We start from the raw sequence: 18681 nt of genomic DNA on the forward strand, positions 1-18681 counted from the left end.
TGGGCGAGGAGCTGTGGATCACCGAGGACGACACCGTCGAGCATCACCTGATCACCGACGAGTACGAGCTGGGCGACGTCTTCGAGCTCCAGTACGTGGTGAGCGACGGCGAGATCGACATCTACTACAACGGTGAACTCGAGACCACGATCGAGAACTCCGGCGACGGCAACTACTTCAAGGCCGGCGCCTACACGCAGGCCAACTGCGACCGTTCCTCCCCGTGCAGCGGCGACAACTACGGCGAGGTCGAGATCTACGACCTGAACGTCACGCACGGCGACGGCGACGAGGACGGGGGCGGGGACGACGGTGGGGAGAACCCCGCCCCGGACCCCGGCAGCACGGTCGACGTCTCGGACTCGGACGAGCTGGCGGACGCGTTCGACGCCGCGCAGGCCGGTGACCGGATCGTGCTCGCGGACGGCGAGTACGAGATCAGCAGCATGACCGGCAAGCACGGCACGGAGGACGAGCCCATCACCGTCGTCGCGGAAAACCGCGGCGAGGCGGAGATCAGCGACGGGCAGCTGGAAATCGAGGACTCCTCGTACGTGACGTTCGAGGGCCTGACGTGGACCAACAGCGACACGTTGAAGATCACCAGCTCGAACAACGTGCGCCTGACCCGCAACCACTTCCGGCTCACCGAGGAGGAGTCCCTGAAGTGGGTCCTCATCGGCGGGGCGGACAGCCACCACAACCGGATCGACCACAACCTGTTCGAGGAGAAGCACGAGCTGGGGAACTTCATCACCATCGACGGATCGGAGACCGAGCAGTCCCAGCACGATCGCATCGACCACAACCACTTCCGCAACATCGGCCCCCGCGCGGAGAACGAGATGGAGGCCATCCGGGTCGGCCAGAGCGCGATCTCCGAGTCGGACGGGCACACCCTCATCGAGCACAACCTCTTCGAGGAGTGCGACGGTGACCCGGAGATCATCTCCGTGAAGAGCAACAACAACACCGTCCGCTACAACACCTTCCGCGCCTCCCAGGGCACCGTGACCCAACGGCACGGCAACGAAGGCCAGTTCTACGGCAACTTCTTCCTCGGCGAAGGGAAGGAGGGCACCGGCGGCATCCGGATCTACGGCCAGGACCATACGATCTACAACAACCACTTCGAGGGCCTGACCGGCAGCGGCTACGACGCGGCGCTCCAGATCGACGGCGGCAACGTGGACACCTCCGGCGCGCTCAGTGAACACTTTCGTGTCTACCGGGCGACCGTGGTGAACAACACCTTCGTCAACAACACCTCGAACATCGAGATCGGTGCCAACTACGACCTCGCCCCCGTCGACACGGTCATCGCCGACAACGTGGTCGTCGGCAGCGAGGGCAAACTGTTCAACGAACTCATGACGCCGGAGGACATGACCTACGCCGGCAACATCGCCTGGCCGACCGGATCGGCGACCGTCGGCGTCAGCGAACCGGACTCCGCCATCATGACGGCCGACCCGCTGCTCACCGGCGAAGGCCCCGTGCAGCACATCGGCGCCGACAGCCCGGCGATCGACGCCGGCACCGGCGACCACGCGTTCGTCACCGACGACATCGACGGCCAGCCCCGTACCGGCACCGCCGACATCGGAGCGGACGAACACTCCTCGTCAACCATCACCCGCAGCCCCCTCAACGCATCCGACGTCGGCCCGGACGCCGCGTAGGCGCAGAGGAACGGCAAAAGCGGCCGGGGCGGCGCAGGCATGCTGCGTCGGCCCGGCCGCCCGGTGAAGCGATCAGCTCTGAGTGTCCTCGGCGGCCTCGGCGGACTCATCCGCCGGGGCCGTGCGAGCCGCCTCGGTGCGCTCGCGCATCTTGCGCAACAGCTCCTGCTTCCGATCGGCGGCCGACTCACGGTCCGCTGTACCCGCAGGGGCCGAGCCCTGCCGGTCGGCACGGGACAGCCTCTTGCGCTGCCCGCCTACGCCGAGAAGGTTGTTCTGGCGCTTGGCCATGGGGGTCTCCAACCTGGTGAGAAGTGATCCGGAAGACGCCGGGCGAGGATGGCAGACGCTACATGCCACGACGTTAACGCGAGCCCCGAACCCCCGGCACCTGATTTTCCCCCAGCCGCTGGTGGCGCGCGGCCGGCGCCGACTTGTCATACCTGGGGTGCACGTCTCCGTGGCGACGCGGTCAGCTCGACTTCTTGGCGAGTTCGGCGAGGAACCGCGGCATTCGGCCGGCACCGAAGTCGTAGAACCGTGCCCACCGCGGCTCGAGCGCGATACGCGCCATCTGGTCGTACATAGCCCGGCAGTTCCGTTCGAACTCGGCCGCGTACTCGGCGTCGAAGTTCTTCCGCGCGGCCGCGAGGTACTCAGGAACCACCCCCTCGACGATGGTGAGGTGCACGACGCCGCGCACCGACAGCGTCTTGGCCGAGCCAGGGCTGTCGCCGGCGTCGATGGTCAGGGCGACCTCGGGGCGGGCGGACAGCGCTTTTACCTTGGGCGCCGTGGCCGCGGTGGACATGACGATCTCGTCGCCGGTCCAGAAGATGCCGATCGGGATGACGCGTGGCAGCCCGTCGAGTCCGTTGTATGCCAGCCGCGCCATTGACGCCTGGCTCAACAGCTCGTGGGCGTCGGCCAGCTCCTGTGCGATCTGCTCGGGGTCCATGACTCGTCGTCCTCTGCTGTCGTGCGGCCGCTCGTGGCCGCCATGTCCCTGGGACGGAGACGCCGGCAGGTTCTCGACACCCGCGGCCGCATCACCGTCTACGCGCCCACGGTAATCGTGCCGCGCCCGCCGGCTTCTACGACTCCTGCCGCATCACCTCCGACCAGCCACCGGAGCTGCTCGACCGGTATGCACCCGGACGGTGCGCCGCCAGGAGCGGTCGGCCTGTTGTCGTCGTGTCGTCGTGTCGGCTGTCCGGGGGGTTGGGGGGCTGAACGTCACACCTTGGTACCGCAGGGGTGGGCTGCATGGCGTGGGCTGGGTGTGAGGTTTTAGGGTCGCGGCATGAGGCCAGGAGAGCAGCAGCCGGGGGGCGAGTCTTGGTCGAACCCCTATCAGCAGCCGGGATATCAGCAGAACAACCCGTACGGCGCCGAGCAGCCCGGTGGGCCGTGGCAGGCGGCGGGGGACACGCCGCCGCCCGTTCCGCCGCCGCCGCCGAGGCGGCGGCGGACGGTGATCGCCGTGGCGGCCGTGGCGGTCCTGGTGGTGGCGGGGGTCATCGGCAGGGTCCTCGTCGTCGCCGGGGATGACGACGGCTCCCAGGAGCGCGAGATCGGCGCGGACGACAGCCCGTCCGCCGAGGAGACCGAGCGGCCCGCGGCGCCGGACGATCCGCGGCAGGGGGTCGTCGAGCAGCCCGATCCCGTCGTCGCGCCCGACTGGCAGGTGCAGACGAACGAGGACCGCAACAACGCGTTCGACGTGCCCCCCGAGGACTGGGAGATCGAGAGCGCGAGCACCGCGCGCGGCTACGAGCAGGAGGTGCCGGGCGAGGAGCCCACGGGCGAGATGACGATCGGGGTCATGGCACCGGCCGTCTACCTGAACGCCTGGTGCGCGGAGGCCGAGTACCTCAGCGATCGGGCGATGGCCGGGACGCGGGGCGGGCAGGGCTACACCGGTACCGAGGAGGCCGCGGCGGCGGACGCGGAGCGCTTCGCGCTCGCGGCCTGGGCGGGGACGCACGAGGCCGAGGTGGAGGTGGGCGAGCCGGAGCCGTTCGAGAGCGAACACGGCCTGGTGGGGCACACCGTGACGGCGACGGTCACCGGGCTGCCGCAGGGCGAGGACAGCCCGTGCGGTCCGCCGGCCGGCCGGGTGACCACGGTTTCGTACCTCGACCCCGACAACGACCTCGCGACCTGGGTGCTCGTCGCGGACGTCGGCGTTCCCGAGGCGCTGGACGAGGAGACGATCGGCCAGATCATGAACAGCCTGCGGCCGTTCCCCGCGGAGAGCGACTGACCGCGCGTCAAGGCGGCGGGGCGGGCGCGTGGGCGAGGGCGCGCAGGGTGTCGCGGGCGTGGGTCAGTTCGGCGAGGCGCGTCTCGGCCTGCCGCAGCCGGCCTGCGATCAGGTCGGCGACCTGGCCGTGCGGCTGCTGCCCGCTGTCCCGTACCGCGAGCACGTCTCTTATCTCGGCGAGCGTAAGCCCCGCGACCTGGGCGCCGCGTATGAACACGAGGCGGTCCGCGCTCTCCGGAGGGTAGTCGCGATAGCCCGACGGGGTGCGGGGTGGCTCGGGCAGGAGTCCGGTCCGTTCGTAGAACCTGACCGTCTTCGTGGTCACCCCGGCCGCGTGGGCGAGCGATCCGATGCGCATGTCTCCAAGGATGTGTCCCCCGCCCGTCGCCCGAAAGGGTGCTTATTCGACGGCGGCGAGGAACTGGGTGGCGGCCAGTTCGGCGTACAGCGGGCTCCCGTTGACCAGTTCGGTATGCGTGCCGACGGCGAGCACCCGGCCGTTGTCCATCACCACGATGCGGTCGGCGGTGGTGACCGTCGACAGCCGGTGTGCCACGACCAGCACGGTGGTTTCGCGCGCGACGGCCGCGACCGTGTCGCGCAGCGCCGCCTCGTTCACCGCGTCCAGCTGGGACGTCGCCTCGTCGAGCAGGAGCAGCCGCGGGCGGCGCAGCAGGGCCCGTGCGATGGCGACGCGCTGCCGTTCGCCGCCGGACAGTTTGGTGCCGCGGTGGCCGACGACGGTGTCGAGCCCTTCGGGCAGCCGTGTCACCAGCGTTTCGAGGCGGGTGGTGGCGAGGACGGCGCTGACCGCCGCCTCGCCCGCGTCGGGCGCGCCGAAGAGCAGGTTGTCGCGCAGCGTGCCGGAGAGCACGGGGGCGTCCTGCTCGACGTAGCCGATCGCGGCGCGCAGCGCGGCGACGTCCCACTCGGCGATGTCCAGGCCGTCGAGCAGGACCCGGCCCTCGACGGGGTCGTAGAACCGCTCGATGAGGGAGAAGACCGTCGTCTTGCCCGCGCCGGACGGGCCGACGAACGCGGTCATGCCGCGCGGCGGCACGGCGAACGTCACCCCGTGGTGGATGTACGGCAGTTCGGGGGAGTAGCGGAAGCGCACGTTTTCGAAAGCGACGGCCGCGGGCTCGGCGCCGGGCGTGGGCAGGGGGGCCGGGGGCCGGTCGGGCTCGCCCGGCAGGGCCTGCACCTCCTGGATGCGGCTGATCGCCGCGGAGCCCAGCTGGTACTGCGAGACGGCCGTGACGAGCTGCTGGATCGGCGACATCAGATAAAAGACGTACAGGAGGAACGCGACGAGCGCGCCGACGTCGATCGCGCCGGTCGACACCCTGGCGCCGCCGACGGCGAGCACGGTGATGAACGCGACCTGCGTGGACAGCCCGGCCGTGTTCCCGGCGAGCGCCTGCCATTTGGCGGCGCGCACGCTCTCCCGCCAGGATTCTTCGGCCGCGCGGTGCACCGCGTCCCGTTCGCGCCGCTCGGCCCCCGACGCCTTTACGGTGCGCAGGGCGCCGAGAGCGCGCTCCAGGGCGGCTCCCATGCGCCCCACGGACTCCTGTGCGCGCTTGCCCGCCCGGTTGATCAGCGGGACGATGCCGCCGATCACCAGGGAGGCGACGGCTATGACGCCGACGGTCACCGCGAGCAGCACCGGGTCGACCAGGCCCATCATCAGCAGGGTGCCGACCAGGGTGAGGCCGCCGGTGCCGAAGCCGATCAGCGAGTTGGTGGTCATCGCGCGCAGCAGCGTGGTGTCGGAGGTGGCGCGCGCCAGCAGGTCGCCGGGCTCGACGGCGTCCACGGCGGAGATCCGCAGCCGCAGCAGGGCGGAGGTGAGGGAGTGGCGGGCGGTCAGCACCACCGATTCGGCGGTGCGCTGGAGCACGTAGCCGCCGAGCGCGCCGATGCCCGCGTTCGCGACGACGAGCAGGCTGAGCAGCACGAGTGCGCCGGAGATGGAACGGTCAGCCGACAGGTCGCCGATCAGCTCCTGGGCGACGAGCGGCAGGGCGAGGCCGGTGGCGCCGGTGGTCAGGGAGAGCAGGGCGCCCGCCACCAGCGCCTTGCGGTGCGGCCGGACGTAGGCCAGGAGGACGCGCCAGGGCGCGGCGGAAGCGGGAGGGACGGACACGCGTTCACCCTACCCACGCTTGGTCACCAGTTCGGCTTGCGGAGTGACGTTCCGCCTGCTTGACTCTGGCCTGCCGCTGGAGCGGTGCTTGCAACTGGCACAGGTTGGCTGCCGGTTGCTGTGCATGGTCGGGCACGGCGCGGGTAGGTCGCCGTGTCCTGATGTGCTTTTCCCCGCCGCGGATATGTTCAATTTGTGGGTAGCCGACACCTTTTGGGTGGGTGCGATGGAGATACCGGCGGCGTTGGCCGTCTGTCTGGTGGCCGGCACTGTGTCGGCCGTGCTGTTTGCCGCACTGTGGTTGCGGCAGCAACGAAGCCAGCGACGGCTGGACGTGGAGATGCGGCGCCGGACGGCGGATGCCGACGCCGAAGTGGCCGCCCTGCGCGACCGGCTGGCCGAGGCCGCGCGCCGCGAGCGGCTGATCGCCGAGGAGGCGGAGCACCTGGCGGAGAACCGGCTGCCCGCGATGGCCAAGGCGTTGCGGCATCCGCACGTCAGGGTGCCGGCGGCCCGTTACCCCGAGCTGCTCGACGGGCCGGGCGGCAAGGCGTTCGAGTTGGTACTCGCAGGGGTGTCATCGGCCGTTCTGGGAGAGCGGCGGCGCGTGGACGGCGCGGCGCAGGCGGCCATGCGCGGGGCGACGACCAAACTCCAGACCATGTGCTACCAACTCCAGACGACCGTCGACGACATGCTGCACAAGTACGACGATCCCGAGCTGGCGGAGAAACTGGCGGGTCTCGACTACCTGAACGAGCAGATCCTGCGCCGCCTCCAGGTCACCCGCGTCGTCTGCGGCGCGGGCGCGGGCCTGGTGCGCACCGCCTCGCCGCTGCGCGCGCTGGTCATGGGCGCCAGTTCCCGTATCCCGAGCTACGAACGGGTGCAGATCGTCGACCACCTGCCGGAGCCGGTGGCCGTCGCGGACCGCGCGGCCGAGCCGGTGGCGATCGTCATCGCCGAACTGATGGCGAACGCGGTGCACCACTCGCACGGCTCGCTGCCGGTGGAGGTGTCGCTCCACCAGGCGCACAACGGTGCCGTGGTCGTCATCAACGACGCGGGCATCGGCATGAACGCCGACGAGTTCGGGCGGGCCCGCCGCCTGCTGTCGGGCAAGGAGGACATCCACCTGGCGGAACTCGGCGACCCGCCGCGCTCGGGGTTCGCGGCGATCGGCGAGATGTGCCGGCAGTACGGCGTCGCGGTGTCCGTGGAGCCCTCGCACTACGCCGGGGTCAAGGCCGTGGTGTTCATCCCCAGCGAGCTGCTGACCCCGGTGACCGAGGAGCCGCCGATCCCGGCGCCCGTGTCGCGCCCCGCGCCCGTGGGCCCGGCCGTGGCCCCCGCCCCGGCGGCGGCGGAGGACGACCCGCCGGCCCTGCCGCAGCGGCGCAACCGCCGCGCGTCCGACCCGGCTCCCGCCGCCTCCGGCGGCGTGGGCGGCCCGGCGAACCGCGCGTTCCGCGACCCGGACGAGGCCGCGGCACGCATGGGCGCGCTCCAGCGGGGGACCGCCAGGGGACGGGCCGCGGAGCCAGGCAGCGCCCCCGAGCACGACTCTGAAAGGGATAGCCGATGAACGCCCGAGTCCCCGTCACCAAGCCCAAAGTGGACCTCTCCTTCGTCCTCACCCCCATCCTTGAGGTGCCGGACGTCCAGCACGCCATGGTGATCACCGCGGACGGTTTCTACGAGGCCCACTCGGGTCTCGACACGGAGACCGCCGAGAAGCTGTCCGCGGTCCTGGCGTCCCTGCTGGCCTCGGGGCGCGGCACCAGCCACACGTACTACGGCGGCGATTCGCTGCTGCGGCAGGTGATGGTCGAGACGTACGACGGGTACGTGTTCGTGATCCCGGCGGGCCAGGGCACCTACCTCGCGGTGTTCACGGGCCCCGGGGTGGCGATGGACAACGTTTCGTACGAGATGCAGAAGCAGGTGCAGACCCTGGGCAAGGCGATGGTCAGCCCGCCCAGGGGCGACGTCGGCAGGGCTCCGGCCGGCAGCGACGGCTGACCGGTCCGGCGGACCGGACGGCGCCCCAGGGGCGACGCCGTCCGCCGGGCAGCTCGTTGACCGCTGCGTGTGCCTTCACGCAAGGGAGTTTCGATGAACCGGCGGCTGATTCCGCCCTACGTGTGGACCGGCGGCAGAACGCGTCCGAGCCGGAACGTTCTGGACCGGCTGACCGTGCTGCGGTGCGCCATCGAGGAGATCCCGGGCGACGTGACGCCGGCCGGGCAGCGGGTGATGGAGATTCTTCAGGCGGGTGCCCTCCCGCTGGCGGAAGTGGCCGCCCACCTGTCCCTGCCCGTGAGCTTCGTCAAAGTCCTCGCCAGTGACCTCTTCGACCAGGGGCTGTTGATCGTGCGGGCGCCCACCGCGGTCCCCGCCGGTGAGCAGCCGGACAAGCAACTCCTTGAAAGGGTGATCCGTGGACTCCGCGCCCTCCAGTAGAGGTATTTATCTGCGCAACCCTGACCAGCAGTTGGTCAAGGTCATCGTGAGTGGCCCGTTCGGCGTCGGCAAGACCACCATCATCCGCACCCTGTCGGAGATCCCGCCGCTGAAGACCGAGGAGGTCATGACGGCCACCGGGGCCGTCGTCGACCACCTGCACGGAGTCAGGGACAAGACGACCACCACCGTCGGTCTCGACTACGGCCGCATCTCGCTCGGCGACGACCTCGCGCTGTGCCTGTTCGGCACCCCGGGGCAGAAGCGCTTCCACGCGCTGTGGGAGGACCTGACGCACGGCGCGCTGGGGGCGCTGATCCTCGCGGATACCCGCCGTATAGGGGATTCCTTCGAAGTGATGGGCATGATCGAGGAGCAGGGCATCCCGTACGCGGTGGCCCTGAACGACTTTCCCGACTCGCCCGACTACCCCGACGAGGACCTGCGGCAGGCCCTCGACCTGGCCCCCGAGACCCCGCTGGTCAGCTGCGACGCCCGCGACCGCGGTACGTCGCTGAACGCGCTGCTCGCGCTCGCCGAGCATGTGATGAAACTCCCCGCCCTGGAGCAGTCGTGACCACCGACCCCATGCAGCCGGTGCCGATGTACGGACCCGAGTTCGCAGGCGATCCGCACACCGTCTACGCGAAGCTGCGCGCGTACGGCGCCTGCGCGCCCGTCGAACTGGCGCCCGGAGTCCGCGCGACGCTGGTGACCAGCTACCGGGCGGCCCTTGAGGTGCTGCACGACACCGACACCTACTCCAAGGACCCGCGGGTGTGGCAGCACACCCTCCCGGCGGACAGCCAGCTGCTGCCGATGCTGATGTGGCGCGCCAACGCGCTGTTCAACGACGGGGAGGTGCACGCCCGTTACCGCCGCGCCACGACCGACAGCCTGGCGCTGATCGAGCCGCACGAGCTGCGCGACCTGGTGCACCGGTCCGCCGACTCGCTGATCAGCGGCTTCGCCGACCGCGGCGAGGTGGACCTGATCAGCGAGTACGTCCGCGTGCTGCCGCTGCTGATCTTCAGCGGGGTGTTCGGCGTCTCCGAGGCCGCGAGCCCGCGTCTGGTGGCCGCGGCGCACGGCATGTTCGACGCGCACTCGCCGGAGGAGGCGCACCAGGCGAACGACGAGTTCGGCCACCTGCTGGCCGAACTCGTCGCGGCCAAGCGGGAGAAGCCCGGCCCGGACTTCACCTCCTGGCTGATCGACCACCCGGTGGAGCTGAGCGAGGAGGAGGTGATCGGCCAGCTGGTGACGACCCTTGCCGCCGGCTACGACCCGCTCACCAACCTGATGGGCAACGCCCTGGCCCGGATGCTGTCCGACCCCCGCTACTACCGCACGGTCTCCAGCGGCGCGCTGACCGTCACCGACGCCATCACCGACGTGCTGTGGAACGACCCGCCGGTGGCCAACTATTCGGCGCACTACCCGCGGCGCGACGTCGACCTGCACGGCACCTGGATTCCGGCCGGTACGCCGGTGCTCGTCTCCTACGCCGCGGCCAACACCGCGCCCGCCGACCTGCCGCCGGGGCCACGTTCCGACTCCGGCGCCCACCTGGCTTTCGCCGCGGGGCCGCACGCCTGCCCGGCGCAGCAGCCGGCCGTGCTGATCGCCACCACCGCGATCGACCGGCTCACGTCGTGGCTGTGCGACATCCGGCTCACCGTTCCCTTTGACCAGCTCACCTGGCGCCCCGGTCCTTTCCACCGGGCGCTCACCGAGCTTCCCGCCGTCTTCACACCGATCGCGCCCGATCAGAAGGGAACCAGTCCATGGACCGTCAGCCGTTCGTCCTCGACCCCACCGGAAGAGACGTCCCCGGCGAAGCCGCCCGTCTCCGGGAGGCAGGACCGGCCGTCCGTGTCTTACTCCCCGGCGACGTCGAAGCGTGGGCCATCACCAGCCACGCCTTGATCAAGCGGCTGCTCACCGACCCGCGGGTCTCGAAGGACGCGCGCAAGCACTGGCCCGAGTTCATAGCCGGCCGGATACCGGAGACCTGGCCGCTGTACACCTGGGTCGCCGTGCAGAACATGTTCACCGCCTACGGGATGGACCACACGCGGCTGCGCAAGCTGGTCGCGCCGGCCTTCACCGCCCGCCGCACCCGCGCCCTCGCCCCGCGCATCGACTCCCTCACCAGCGACCTGCTCGACACCATGGCCGCCGCGCCCGCGGGACAGCCGCTCGATCTGCGGGCCGCGTTCGCCCAGCCGCTGCCGATACGGGTGATATGCGAGCTGTACGGGGTGCCCGCCCGCCTCCAGCCCGGGATGCTGCGGACCATGGACAGCATATTCAGGACCTCGGTGCCGCCCGAGGAGGCCGCCGCCAACTACCGGCAGCTGTACGAGATACTCAGCGAACTGGCCGCCCTCAAGCGCGCCGAGCCCGACGACGATCTGGCGACCGCGCTGATCGAGGCCAGGGACGGGAACGACCGGCTCTCCGAGCAGGAGCTGCTCGACACGCTGCTGCTGGTCCTGTCCGCCGGGCACGAGACCACGGTCAATCTGCTGGCCAACGCCGTCAGGGGCCTGCTGACCCACCCCGACCAGCTGGAGCTGGTCCGCTCGGGCCGCGCGAGCTGGGACGCGGTGATCGAGGAGACGCTGCGGTGGGCCCCCTCGGTCGCCAGCCTCCCGCTGCGGTACGCGACCGAGCCGATAGAGCTGGACCACGAAGTCACCATCGGCACCGGTGAGGCGATACTCGCCGTGTTCGCCGCCGCGGGCACCGACCCCGCGCAGCACGGGCCCGACGCGGCCAGGTTCGACATCACCCGCCCCACCCGCGACCACCTGGCCTTCGGCCACGGCGTCCACTACTGCCTGGGCGCGCCGCTCGCCCGGATGGAGGCGCGGGCCGCGCTGCCCGCCCTGTTCGACCGTTTCCCCTCGATGGAGCTGGCCGATCCCACGCCGCCGCCCATCGAGTCCTTCATCTCCCACGGCCCCGAGATCCTGCCGGTCCACCTGGTCCGCGAACGGGTCGCCGGCTGAGCCACGCCGCGCCCGCTGCCGTTCTTGTCCGCCCCGCCCCGCCCCGCCGCTCCGGTGGGGCGGGGCGGGGCGCGCGTTCACCGGTCGGCGCGGACCCGTTCCCCGGCGTCCCCGGCGTCCGTGGCGTCCCCGGCGTCTCCGGCGTCTCCGGCGTCCGTGGCGGGCGGCGGCACGTGCTCGTGCAGCCCGAACCGCCGGTGCACGCGTTGAAGTCCCGGCGGCAGCCACCAGATCGCGCGCCCGCCGAGCCGCATCGTGGCGGGCAGCAGCACGCCGCGGATGAGTGTCGCGTCCATCAGCACCGCCAGCGGCAGCCCGACGCCCATCGCCATCATGAACGAGATGTCGGAGATGAGGAACGCGAGGAAGACCACGGACAGCGCCGCCGCCGCGGCGGTGACGATGCGCCCGATGCGTTCGAGCCCCACGGCGACCGCGGCCGTCGGGTCGCCGGTGTGCTCGTACTCCTCCCTGATGCGGGACAGCATGAACACCTGGTAGTCCATGCCGAGCGCGAACGCGACGGCGAACAGCAGCACCGGCACCGTGCCGACGACGTCGCCCGTGGTGGTGAACCCGAGCAGCCCCGACAGGTGCCCGTCCTGGAAGCCCCACACCAGGGCGCCGAAGGTGGCGGTCAGGCCGAGGCCGCTGAGCAGCATCGCGAGGAAGGGCAGCAGCGCGCTGCCGGTGAGCAGGAACAGCAGGATCACCATGGTCACGACCAGGGTAAGACCGGCGACCGGCAGGCGGTCGAGGATGCTGTCGATGCCGTCCATGTTGACGGCCGTCTGCCCGCCGACCAGCGCCTCGCCGGGGGCGGGCAGGTCCCTGATCTCGCGGACCAGGTCCTCGACGGCCGCGGTGCCGTTCGGCTCGGGCACGACGGACAGGTGGACGCCCCCGCCGTCCCGCGCGGCGAAGTCCTCGTGCCGCGCACCGGGGGGCGCGGCCTCGGTGCCCTGCGCGTAGGAGCCGGTGACGGTGTCGACGCGGGCCACGCCGGCCAGGGCGGAGACTTCCGCGGCGTAGGCGGGCACCTCGCCGGAGTCCGCGGGCGTGCCGGGGAGCACCACGTTCAGCGCCTGGCTCTCGCCGGAGTCGAACTCGGCGCGCAGCGTCTCGGCGACCTGCCGCCCGGCGGAGGACTCCGGCAGGCCGCGCTCGTCGGCGGTGCCCATCTTGATGCCGAGGAACGGGCTGCCGAGCAGCAGCAGGACGAGGACGCCGAGGGTGGCCACCGGGACCGGGCGGCGCATGACGAACGAGGCCAGCCGGTGCCAGAAGCCGTTCGCCACGTCCCCGGCCGCGCCCGGGGCGGCCGCCGCCGCCGCGCCGCGGCGCCGGAAGAGGCGGCCCGCCTCGACGCGCGGCCCGAGCAGCGCCAGCAGCGCGGGCAGCACGGTCAGCGTGACGACGGCGGTCAGCACGGCGACGGCGATGCCCGCGTACGCCATGGACCGCAGGGCCAGCAGCGGGAACCAGGCGAGGCCGGCGAGGGTCACCGCGACGGTGACGGCGGAGAAGACGACGGTGCGGCCCGCGGAGAGCATCATGACGCGGATGGCCGCGGCCGGTTGGCGCCCGGCGGCCAGCTCCTCGCGGTAGCGGTTGACCATCAGCAGGCTGTAGTCGACGGCCAGGCCGAGGCCGAGCAGGGTCACGACGTTGACGGCGAAGACCGACAGGTCGGTGACGCCGGCCAGGGCCCACATCATGCCCATCGACAGCATGATGGTGAGGGCGCCGACGATGAGCGGCAGCGCGGCGGCGACCAGGCTGCCGAAGATCAGCACCAGGATCACCAGCAGGATCGGGAACGCGAGCATCTCGCCGCGCACGGCGTCCCGTTCGCTCAGCTCGCCCAGTTCCCGGTTGATCATGGCGGTGCCGCCGATCTCGACGTGCAGGCCCCCGGCCTGCTCGCCCTCGAAGTGGGGCTCCAGCTCGGTGAGCCGCTCGCCCGCCTCGGTGTCGTCGCCCTCGACGGCGGCCAGGATCAGCGCCTTGTCGCCGTTCTCCGCGCGCAGTTGCGGGGCGCGGTCGGCCAGCCAGTAGGAGAAGACCTCGGCGACGCCGTCCTCCTCGGCCAGCCGGCGGCTCAGCTCCTCGCCCGCGGCGGCGGTGGCGGGGTCGTCCACGCTGTCCTGCGCCCTGACCAGCAGGGCCAGGTTCAGGTCCTCGCGGCCGAAGTCCTCGGCGAGCACGTCGGCGGCCCGGCCGGACTCGGCACCGGGGTCGTCGAACCCGCCCGCCTTCATCTTGTCGAACAGCGTGGCGCTCAGGGCGCCGCCGACCAGAGCGAGCAGGACGGCGACCAGGAGCACCACTCTGCGCCGTCGCAGCAGGAGCCCTGTCAGGTTCGCCAGCATCGTTCCATCTCCCTTGCATCGCGGTGTGTGTCCGCCGCAAGCCAGGACGGAGCGGGGGCGCCGGATGTGACATCGGGGGGAGTACCGCGAGGAGGCGGCGGGAAGAAATTCCTCGCCACCGGAGAGGGGGCTGAGCACGGGCCGTCCGAACGGTCCGCGCATCCGGCGGGACTTCCACCTGCCCTGGAGCAGCCCCATGTCCACCCCCATGTCCACCCTCATCCGCATGCCGCGGAGATCGGGCCTGGTCCTGTCCGTTCTCCTCGCCGTCTTCCTGACCCTGGCGGCCAGGCCCGCCCAGTCCGCCGAGCCGGTGCGGATCATGCCGCTCGGCGACTCCATCACCGGCTCGCCCGGCTGCTGGCGTGCCCTGCTGTGGCAGGACCTGACCGCGGCGGGACACACCGGGATCGACTTCGTCGGCACCCAGGCCCCGCAGGGCTGCGGGTTTGCCTACGACGGCGAACACGAGGGCCACGGCGGCATCCTGGCCACCAACATGGCCGATCAGAACCAGCTGCCCGGCTGGCTGGCGCAGACCTCGCCCGACGTGGTGCTGATGCACCTGGGCACCAACGACGTGTGGAGCAACCGTTCGACGGACGCGATCCTCGCGGCCTACACCACGCTCGTCGGGCAGATGCGCGCCGAGAATCCGCAGGTGACGGTCCTGGCGGCGCAGATCCTGCCGATGGCGCCCAGCTCGTGCGGCGCGTGCGGGCAGCGGGTGATCGACCTGAACGCGGCGATCCCGGGCTGGGCGGCGGAGTTGAGCACGGCGCGGTCACCCGTCGTCGTGGTCGACCAGTGGACCGGCTTCTCGACCGCGACGGACACGGGGGACGGCGTCCACCCGAACGACGCGGGCACCAGGAAGATCGCCGACCGCTGGTTCCCCGCGCTCTCGGGGGTGCTGACCGGAGCGGCCTGACGCAGACGCGGCCCGCGCCGGCGGCCCGCGCCGGCGGCCCGCGGCCTCAGGCCGGCGGCCTCAGGCCGGCGGCCTCAGGTCGGCGGCGGGGCCGGCGGGGGAGCGGGCTGCGGGCGCGGCTCCGGGTGATCGGGGCCAGGCGGCGTCGGCGGCACCGGGTCGGGCTCCGGCGGCGGCATCGGCTCGGGCGGGGGACCTGGCGGCGGCCCGGGCACGGGACCCGGCGAAGGGCCGGGTTCCGGGCCCGGTCCTGGCGGCGGGGTCGGCGTCGGCGGTACCGGATCGGGCGGCTTCGGTGTGACCATCGGGGCGCTCTCCCGTGGACGGCTCGCGGAAACGACAGGGACGCCACGGGTGCCCGCCCGCCCCGTGCCCGAAACGGGCCGCCGCGCTCAGACCCGCACGAGCTTTTCGAACAGGAACTCGTGCTTGAGGAACGAGACGTCGTACTCGTGCCCCGGATAGGGCGGGATCAGCTGCGCGGCCTGGATCAGCCGCCAGCCGTCCCGCAGGGCCGCGACCCCGTCCGGGTAGGGCGGTTCGTCGCCGTCGCCCGTCGTCGGCGTGGTGGCGCCCGTTCCGTCGTAGCGGGCCCAGCCGACGGTGCCGCTGTCGAGCGCCGAGGTGGACAGGTACAGGACGAGCACCTGCTGCCGCAGGGTGCCGGTGGCTGCGGGGGTTTCCGCGGTGGTCATGGGAGACGGTCCTTCCTGAACGGTGTTTTCGCGGAACGTGCGGAGCGTGCGGGGTCAGGCGTCGGCCGGCAGGCGTTCCGGCCGGTTGCTGACCCGGGTCACCCAGTGGTCGAGGTCGAAGTCGTCCTCGCCGGTCAGGGCCCGCCACAGCCGGACCCGGTTGTGGAATTCGAGCCGCCCGGTCGCCTGCTCGTACCAGGGGAACTGCACGCGCAACTCCTCGGCCACCGCCGGGTCGTCGAGGTCGGCGGTGTTCCACAGCAGCCGCTGCCGCACCACCGGATTGAAGCGGATCTTGAACATGTAGCGCCGCTCCGTGCCCTCGTTCCGCCGCCCGCCGTGCCACAGGCCGTGGTGCAGGATCACCACCGTGCCCGCCGGGCAGGTCAGCCGGTGCTGGCCGCGCAGGTTCTGGTAGCGGCCGGTGTCGCTCTCGTTCGTGCGCCGCAGATGGCTGCCCGGCACGATCAGCGTGCCGCCCGCCCGGAGCGTGACCTCCCGCGGGTAGTACATGAGCTGGACGTCGAACGCGTCGGGCCGCACGTCGATGATCGCGTCGCCGTGCAGCGGCTGGGCCGAGCCCTCGCCGGGCTCGCGCACGTGCACCGCGTGGTGGTCCACGTGCGGCGCCGGGCCGACCAGGCTGTGCAGCGCGCCGGCCACCGCGGGCACCCCGATCAGCCGTGCGGGCAGGGAGCCGGGCGCGAACGCCTCGGCCACCGGGGTGCCGTAGGGGACGGCCGGGATGCCGGCGGACAGCACGTCCACCGCGTCGGCGTTCAGCTCCTCGGGCACCACGGCGTCGAGCCGCACGAAGCCGTGGGCCACGAAGCGGGCCATCTGGACGGAGGTCAGCAGGTGCTCGGGTGCGGGACGGTCGCTCATCTTTCCCTCCAAGTGGTTGCTGCTGACCAACGGTAGAAGCGAAGGCCCAGCGTGCACATGGGTGCTGCTCACCACTACTGGTAACTTTTCACCATGCAACGCTTCCAGATCCGGCTCGGCGAGCCGCCGCACGTGGAGGGGATCGGCGTCGGCGTGCACGGCACGGCGAGCCTCCACGACACCTTCCGGCTGCCGGATCTGTGGCAGCTGCACCTGTACCGGTACACGGCCCGCCTCACTGTCGACGACACCGTGTACACCGTCAGGCCCGGCTGGGTCAGCCTCGTCCCGCCCGGCACCCTCGTGCGCTACCACTACCGCGGGCGGTCCGAGCACCTCTACGCGCACCTGCGGGCGGCCCGCACCGGCGAGCCGCACACGCTGCCCGCGGTGCAGGACGCGGGGACGCGGACCGCCGCGCTCTCCGACCAGCTCCTGCGGGCCATCGGGGCCCGCCCGCGCACCCCGGCGCGCACCGTCGCCGAGGTGTGGTCCGCGCTGTGGTCCATCGCGCACCTGCCCGCCCAGGACGGCGCGGACGGCGGCCACCCGGCGGTCGCCGCGGCCGTTGCCCACATCGAGGCGCACCTCGCCGAGCCGCTCACCGTGCCAGGACTGGCCCGGGCCGCGGACGTCTCGCACAACCACCTGACGCGCCTCTTCCGCGCCGAGACCGGCGACACGGTGATCGCCTACCTCAGGCGCCGCCGCATGGAGCGCGCGGGCCACCTGCTGCGCGACACGACACTGCCCATCGCGTCGGTGGCCGCGTCCGTCGGCATCGGCGACCTCCAGGCGTTCAACAAGATCTGCCGCCGTGAGCTGGGTGCCTCCCCCCGGGCCGTGCGCGCCGCCGCCCGCCGCGGCCCCGCGCCCGGGTGAGGCGCGCGGCGCCCGGCGTTCACCCGGGCCCGGGGCCCTGCTCCCGTGCGTCCGAAGGCAGCTGCCACCACCAGGCCACGGCAGGCAGCGGCAGGGGGCCCTCGTCCCGGCCCGGCGGGGTGCCGGTCAGGCGCACCCGGCCCGCGGCAGGTGCGCCGTCCGGCCGGTGGCGCGCGGAGCGCACCGACCAGTCGAGGTTGCCGCGCACCCACGTGCCCAGGCCCCCGAGGTAGCGCCGCACCGGGTCCGCGGCCACCGGCTCGGCCCGGGTGCGCACCGCCTGGAACCGCTGCATCACCCGGTCCCGCGCGGCCACCGCACGCGCCAGCGCCTCGGCGGGCGGGCAGTCGTACTCGTGCCCTGTGACGTCCACCAGGTTGGGCCGGGGCGCGGCGCGGTGCCGCTCCTCGTGCCGCGCGGCGACGATGTCGTTGTCCCAGCACACCAGCACGGCGCACATCTCGGTCAGCGCCCTGACCTCCGCCCGCCCGGCGTCCGCGGGCGGCAGCTCGTAGCCCTCCACGACGTCCATCAGCGTCACGCAGGCCCTCACGGCGCCGGAGCGCAGCCGGTGGGACGCGTAGTCGTTCAGCGAGGGCAGCGGGGCCGCGCGCCCGCGCGCGCTCTCCCGCGCCCGGCCGGTCAGGAAGTGCCCGGTCGCCGCGACCCAGCGGTCCAGCTGCACCGGGGTGGCCAGCGCCTGCACCCGCAGTCTGATCTCCCGCAGCGCCCGTGCCCAGCGGTCGCCGCCGGGGCCCGCGCACGGCGCGTCCAGCACCCGCAGGAGCGGGGCGCAGACCCCCGGCGCCGCCTCCTCGCCCTCCTCTCCCAGTGCGTCGTCGAGGGCGTCGTCGAAGGCGAACAGCCACATCTGGAAGTCGGCCGACAGCCGAACGCCCTCGGCGGAGCCGCGCGGCAGCACGCGCGCCGACAGCTCGCCCGCGCGCGCCCCGGTCAGCCTGGCCCGGCCGGCTTCGTCCGCGAACAGGCCCCAGGAGCCGAGCCAGGCGCGGCACTCGGCCTCGATCCGCTCGGCCTGCGGGTGCACGGCCGGGGCGATCGGGCAGTACAACACGGGTCCGTCGGCGGCGGGTTCGCGCACGCGGCTGTCCTCCCGGGGTCGGGTCGGCTGCCTGCTTCGTGCCCCGCGCCGCCGCACGCGCACACCCCGAGCGCCCGGCGCGTGGTGGCGCGTCGGGGGGAGAACGGCGGCGCCGGAGCGGGTGAATGGCGCCGCACCACCCGCACCATCCCAACGAGCGATGTCGTCAACTTTGCATGTATGGGATTACCTCGACCGTGAATATCGGCGATGCACGCTGACGAATTCGATAAGAAA

18 protein-coding genes are annotated in these 18681 nt (G+C 72.2%); 10 read left to right on the top strand and 8 right to left on the bottom strand.

Translation table 11 applies throughout. The features are described 5' to 3' along the window. A partial coding sequence (locus tag STBA_RS24005; RefSeq protein ID WP_253194949.1) for a chondroitinase-B domain-containing protein occupies positions 1 to 1682 on the top strand: 1682 nt, incomplete at its 5' end. Positions 1683 to 1754: 72 nt separating this feature from the next. On the opposite strand, the gene STBA_RS24010 is transcribed toward STBA_RS24005, so the two are convergent. After that, the gene (locus STBA_RS24010) at positions 1755 to 1973 is read right to left on the bottom strand and encodes a DUF6243 family protein (protein WP_077061219.1); all 219 of its coding nucleotides are present in this window, start codon (positions 1971 to 1973) and stop codon (positions 1755 to 1757) included. 181 nt (positions 1974 to 2154) lie between these two features. Then, a complete protein-coding gene (locus STBA_RS24015; protein ID WP_077061220.1) occupies positions 2155 to 2640 on the bottom strand; it encodes a pyridoxamine 5'-phosphate oxidase family protein in 486 nt (161 codons plus the stop codon). A 345-nt stretch (positions 2641 to 2985) separates the two neighbouring features. Between STBA_RS24015 and STBA_RS24020 the strand changes: the two genes are divergently transcribed. Then, positions 2986 to 3948, top strand: coding sequence for a hypothetical protein (locus tag STBA_RS24020; RefSeq protein WP_143659560.1), 963 nt, complete (start codon positions 2986 to 2988; stop codon positions 3946 to 3948). A gap of 7 nt (positions 3949 to 3955) precedes the next feature. Here STBA_RS24020 and STBA_RS24025 read toward each other — a convergent pair whose 3' ends face one another. After that, positions 3956 to 4306 (bottom strand): heavy metal-responsive transcriptional regulator, encoded by a 351-nt coding sequence (locus tag STBA_RS24025; protein WP_077061222.1) that lies wholly within the window; start codon positions 4304 to 4306, stop codon positions 3956 to 3958. Between the two features lie 42 nt (positions 4307 to 4348). Then, positions 4349 to 6097, bottom strand: a complete 1749-nt coding sequence (locus STBA_RS24030) for an ABC transporter ATP-binding protein (protein WP_077061223.1) — start codon at positions 6095 to 6097, stop codon at positions 4349 to 4351. Between the two features lie 280 nt (positions 6098 to 6377). Here STBA_RS24030 and STBA_RS24035 point away from each other — a divergent pair, with 280 nt between their 5' ends. From STBA_RS24035 to STBA_RS24055, 6 genes are all read left to right on the top strand, one after another. Next, positions 6378 to 7682 (top strand): ATP-binding protein, encoded by a 1305-nt coding sequence (locus tag STBA_RS24035; protein WP_143659561.1) that lies wholly within the window; start codon positions 6378 to 6380, stop codon positions 7680 to 7682. Then, the gene (locus STBA_RS24040; RefSeq protein WP_077061225.1) at positions 7679 to 8119 is read left to right on the top strand and encodes a roadblock/LC7 domain-containing protein; all 441 of its coding nucleotides are present in this window, start codon (positions 7679 to 7681) and stop codon (positions 8117 to 8119) included. Before STBA_RS24035 ends, STBA_RS24040 begins: the two co-directional genes overlap by 4 nt. A 93-nt stretch (positions 8120 to 8212) precedes the next feature. After that, on the top strand, positions 8213 to 8560 hold the full coding sequence (locus STBA_RS24045; RefSeq protein ID WP_077061226.1) for a DUF742 domain-containing protein: 348 nt from the start codon (positions 8213 to 8215) through the stop codon (positions 8558 to 8560). A gap of 4 nt (positions 8561 to 8564) precedes the next feature. Next, positions 8565 to 9137 carry an ATP/GTP-binding protein gene (locus tag STBA_RS24050; RefSeq protein WP_077063555.1) on the top strand — a complete coding sequence of 191 codons (573 nt, stop codon included), beginning with the start codon at positions 8565 to 8567 and terminating at the stop codon, positions 9135 to 9137. Beyond that, the gene (locus STBA_RS38990; RefSeq protein WP_253194951.1) at positions 9134 to 10489 is read left to right on the top strand and encodes a cytochrome P450; all 1356 of its coding nucleotides are present in this window, start codon (positions 9134 to 9136) and stop codon (positions 10487 to 10489) included. The genes STBA_RS24050 and STBA_RS38990 overlap by 4 nt, the downstream gene beginning before the upstream one ends. Then, complete coding sequence (locus tag STBA_RS24055) at positions 10486 to 11577, top strand: cytochrome P450 (protein ID WP_253194953.1); 1092 nt, start codon at positions 10486 to 10488, stop codon at positions 11575 to 11577. The genes STBA_RS38990 and STBA_RS24055 overlap by 4 nt, the downstream gene beginning before the upstream one ends. A 77-nt stretch (positions 11578 to 11654) precedes the next feature. On the opposite strand, the gene STBA_RS24060 is transcribed toward STBA_RS24055, so the two are convergent. Continuing rightward, positions 11655 to 13949, bottom strand: coding sequence for an MMPL family transporter (locus STBA_RS24060; RefSeq protein WP_077061228.1), 2295 nt, complete (start codon positions 13947 to 13949; stop codon positions 11655 to 11657). A 196-nt stretch (positions 13950 to 14145) separates the two neighbouring features. Between STBA_RS24060 and STBA_RS24065 the strand changes: the two genes are divergently transcribed. After that, the gene (locus STBA_RS24065) at positions 14146 to 14880 is read left to right on the top strand and encodes an SGNH/GDSL hydrolase family protein (protein ID WP_077061229.1); all 735 of its coding nucleotides are present in this window, start codon (positions 14146 to 14148) and stop codon (positions 14878 to 14880) included. A gap of 392 nt (positions 14881 to 15272) precedes the next feature. Here STBA_RS24065 and STBA_RS24070 read toward each other — a convergent pair whose 3' ends face one another. Next, positions 15273 to 15575 carry a hypothetical protein gene (locus STBA_RS24070; RefSeq protein ID WP_077061230.1) on the bottom strand — a complete coding sequence of 101 codons (303 nt, stop codon included), beginning with the start codon at positions 15573 to 15575 and terminating at the stop codon, positions 15273 to 15275. Positions 15576 to 15629: 54 nt separating this feature from the next. Beyond that, entirely contained in the window at positions 15630 to 16460 is an 831-nt protein-coding gene (locus STBA_RS24075; RefSeq protein ID WP_171987775.1) for a phytanoyl-CoA dioxygenase family protein, read from the bottom strand. Between the two features lie 93 nt (positions 16461 to 16553). On the opposite strand from STBA_RS24075, the gene STBA_RS24080 reads away from it, so the two are divergent. Further along, the gene (locus STBA_RS24080) at positions 16554 to 17342 is read left to right on the top strand and encodes a helix-turn-helix transcriptional regulator (protein WP_077061231.1); all 789 of its coding nucleotides are present in this window, start codon (positions 16554 to 16556) and stop codon (positions 17340 to 17342) included. A gap of 19 nt (positions 17343 to 17361) precedes the next feature. Here STBA_RS24080 and STBA_RS37975 read toward each other — a convergent pair whose 3' ends face one another. Further along, positions 17362 to 18444, bottom strand: coding sequence for a hypothetical protein (locus STBA_RS37975; protein ID WP_077061232.1), 1083 nt, complete (start codon positions 18442 to 18444; stop codon positions 17362 to 17364). Positions 18445 to 18681 lie beyond the last annotated feature (237 nt).

The sequence above is a fragment of the Streptomyces sp. MP131-18 genome (assembly GCF_001984575.1).
GTDB classification, from domain to species: Bacteria; Actinomycetota; Actinomycetes; order Streptomycetales; family Streptomycetaceae; genus Streptomyces; species Streptomyces johnsoniae.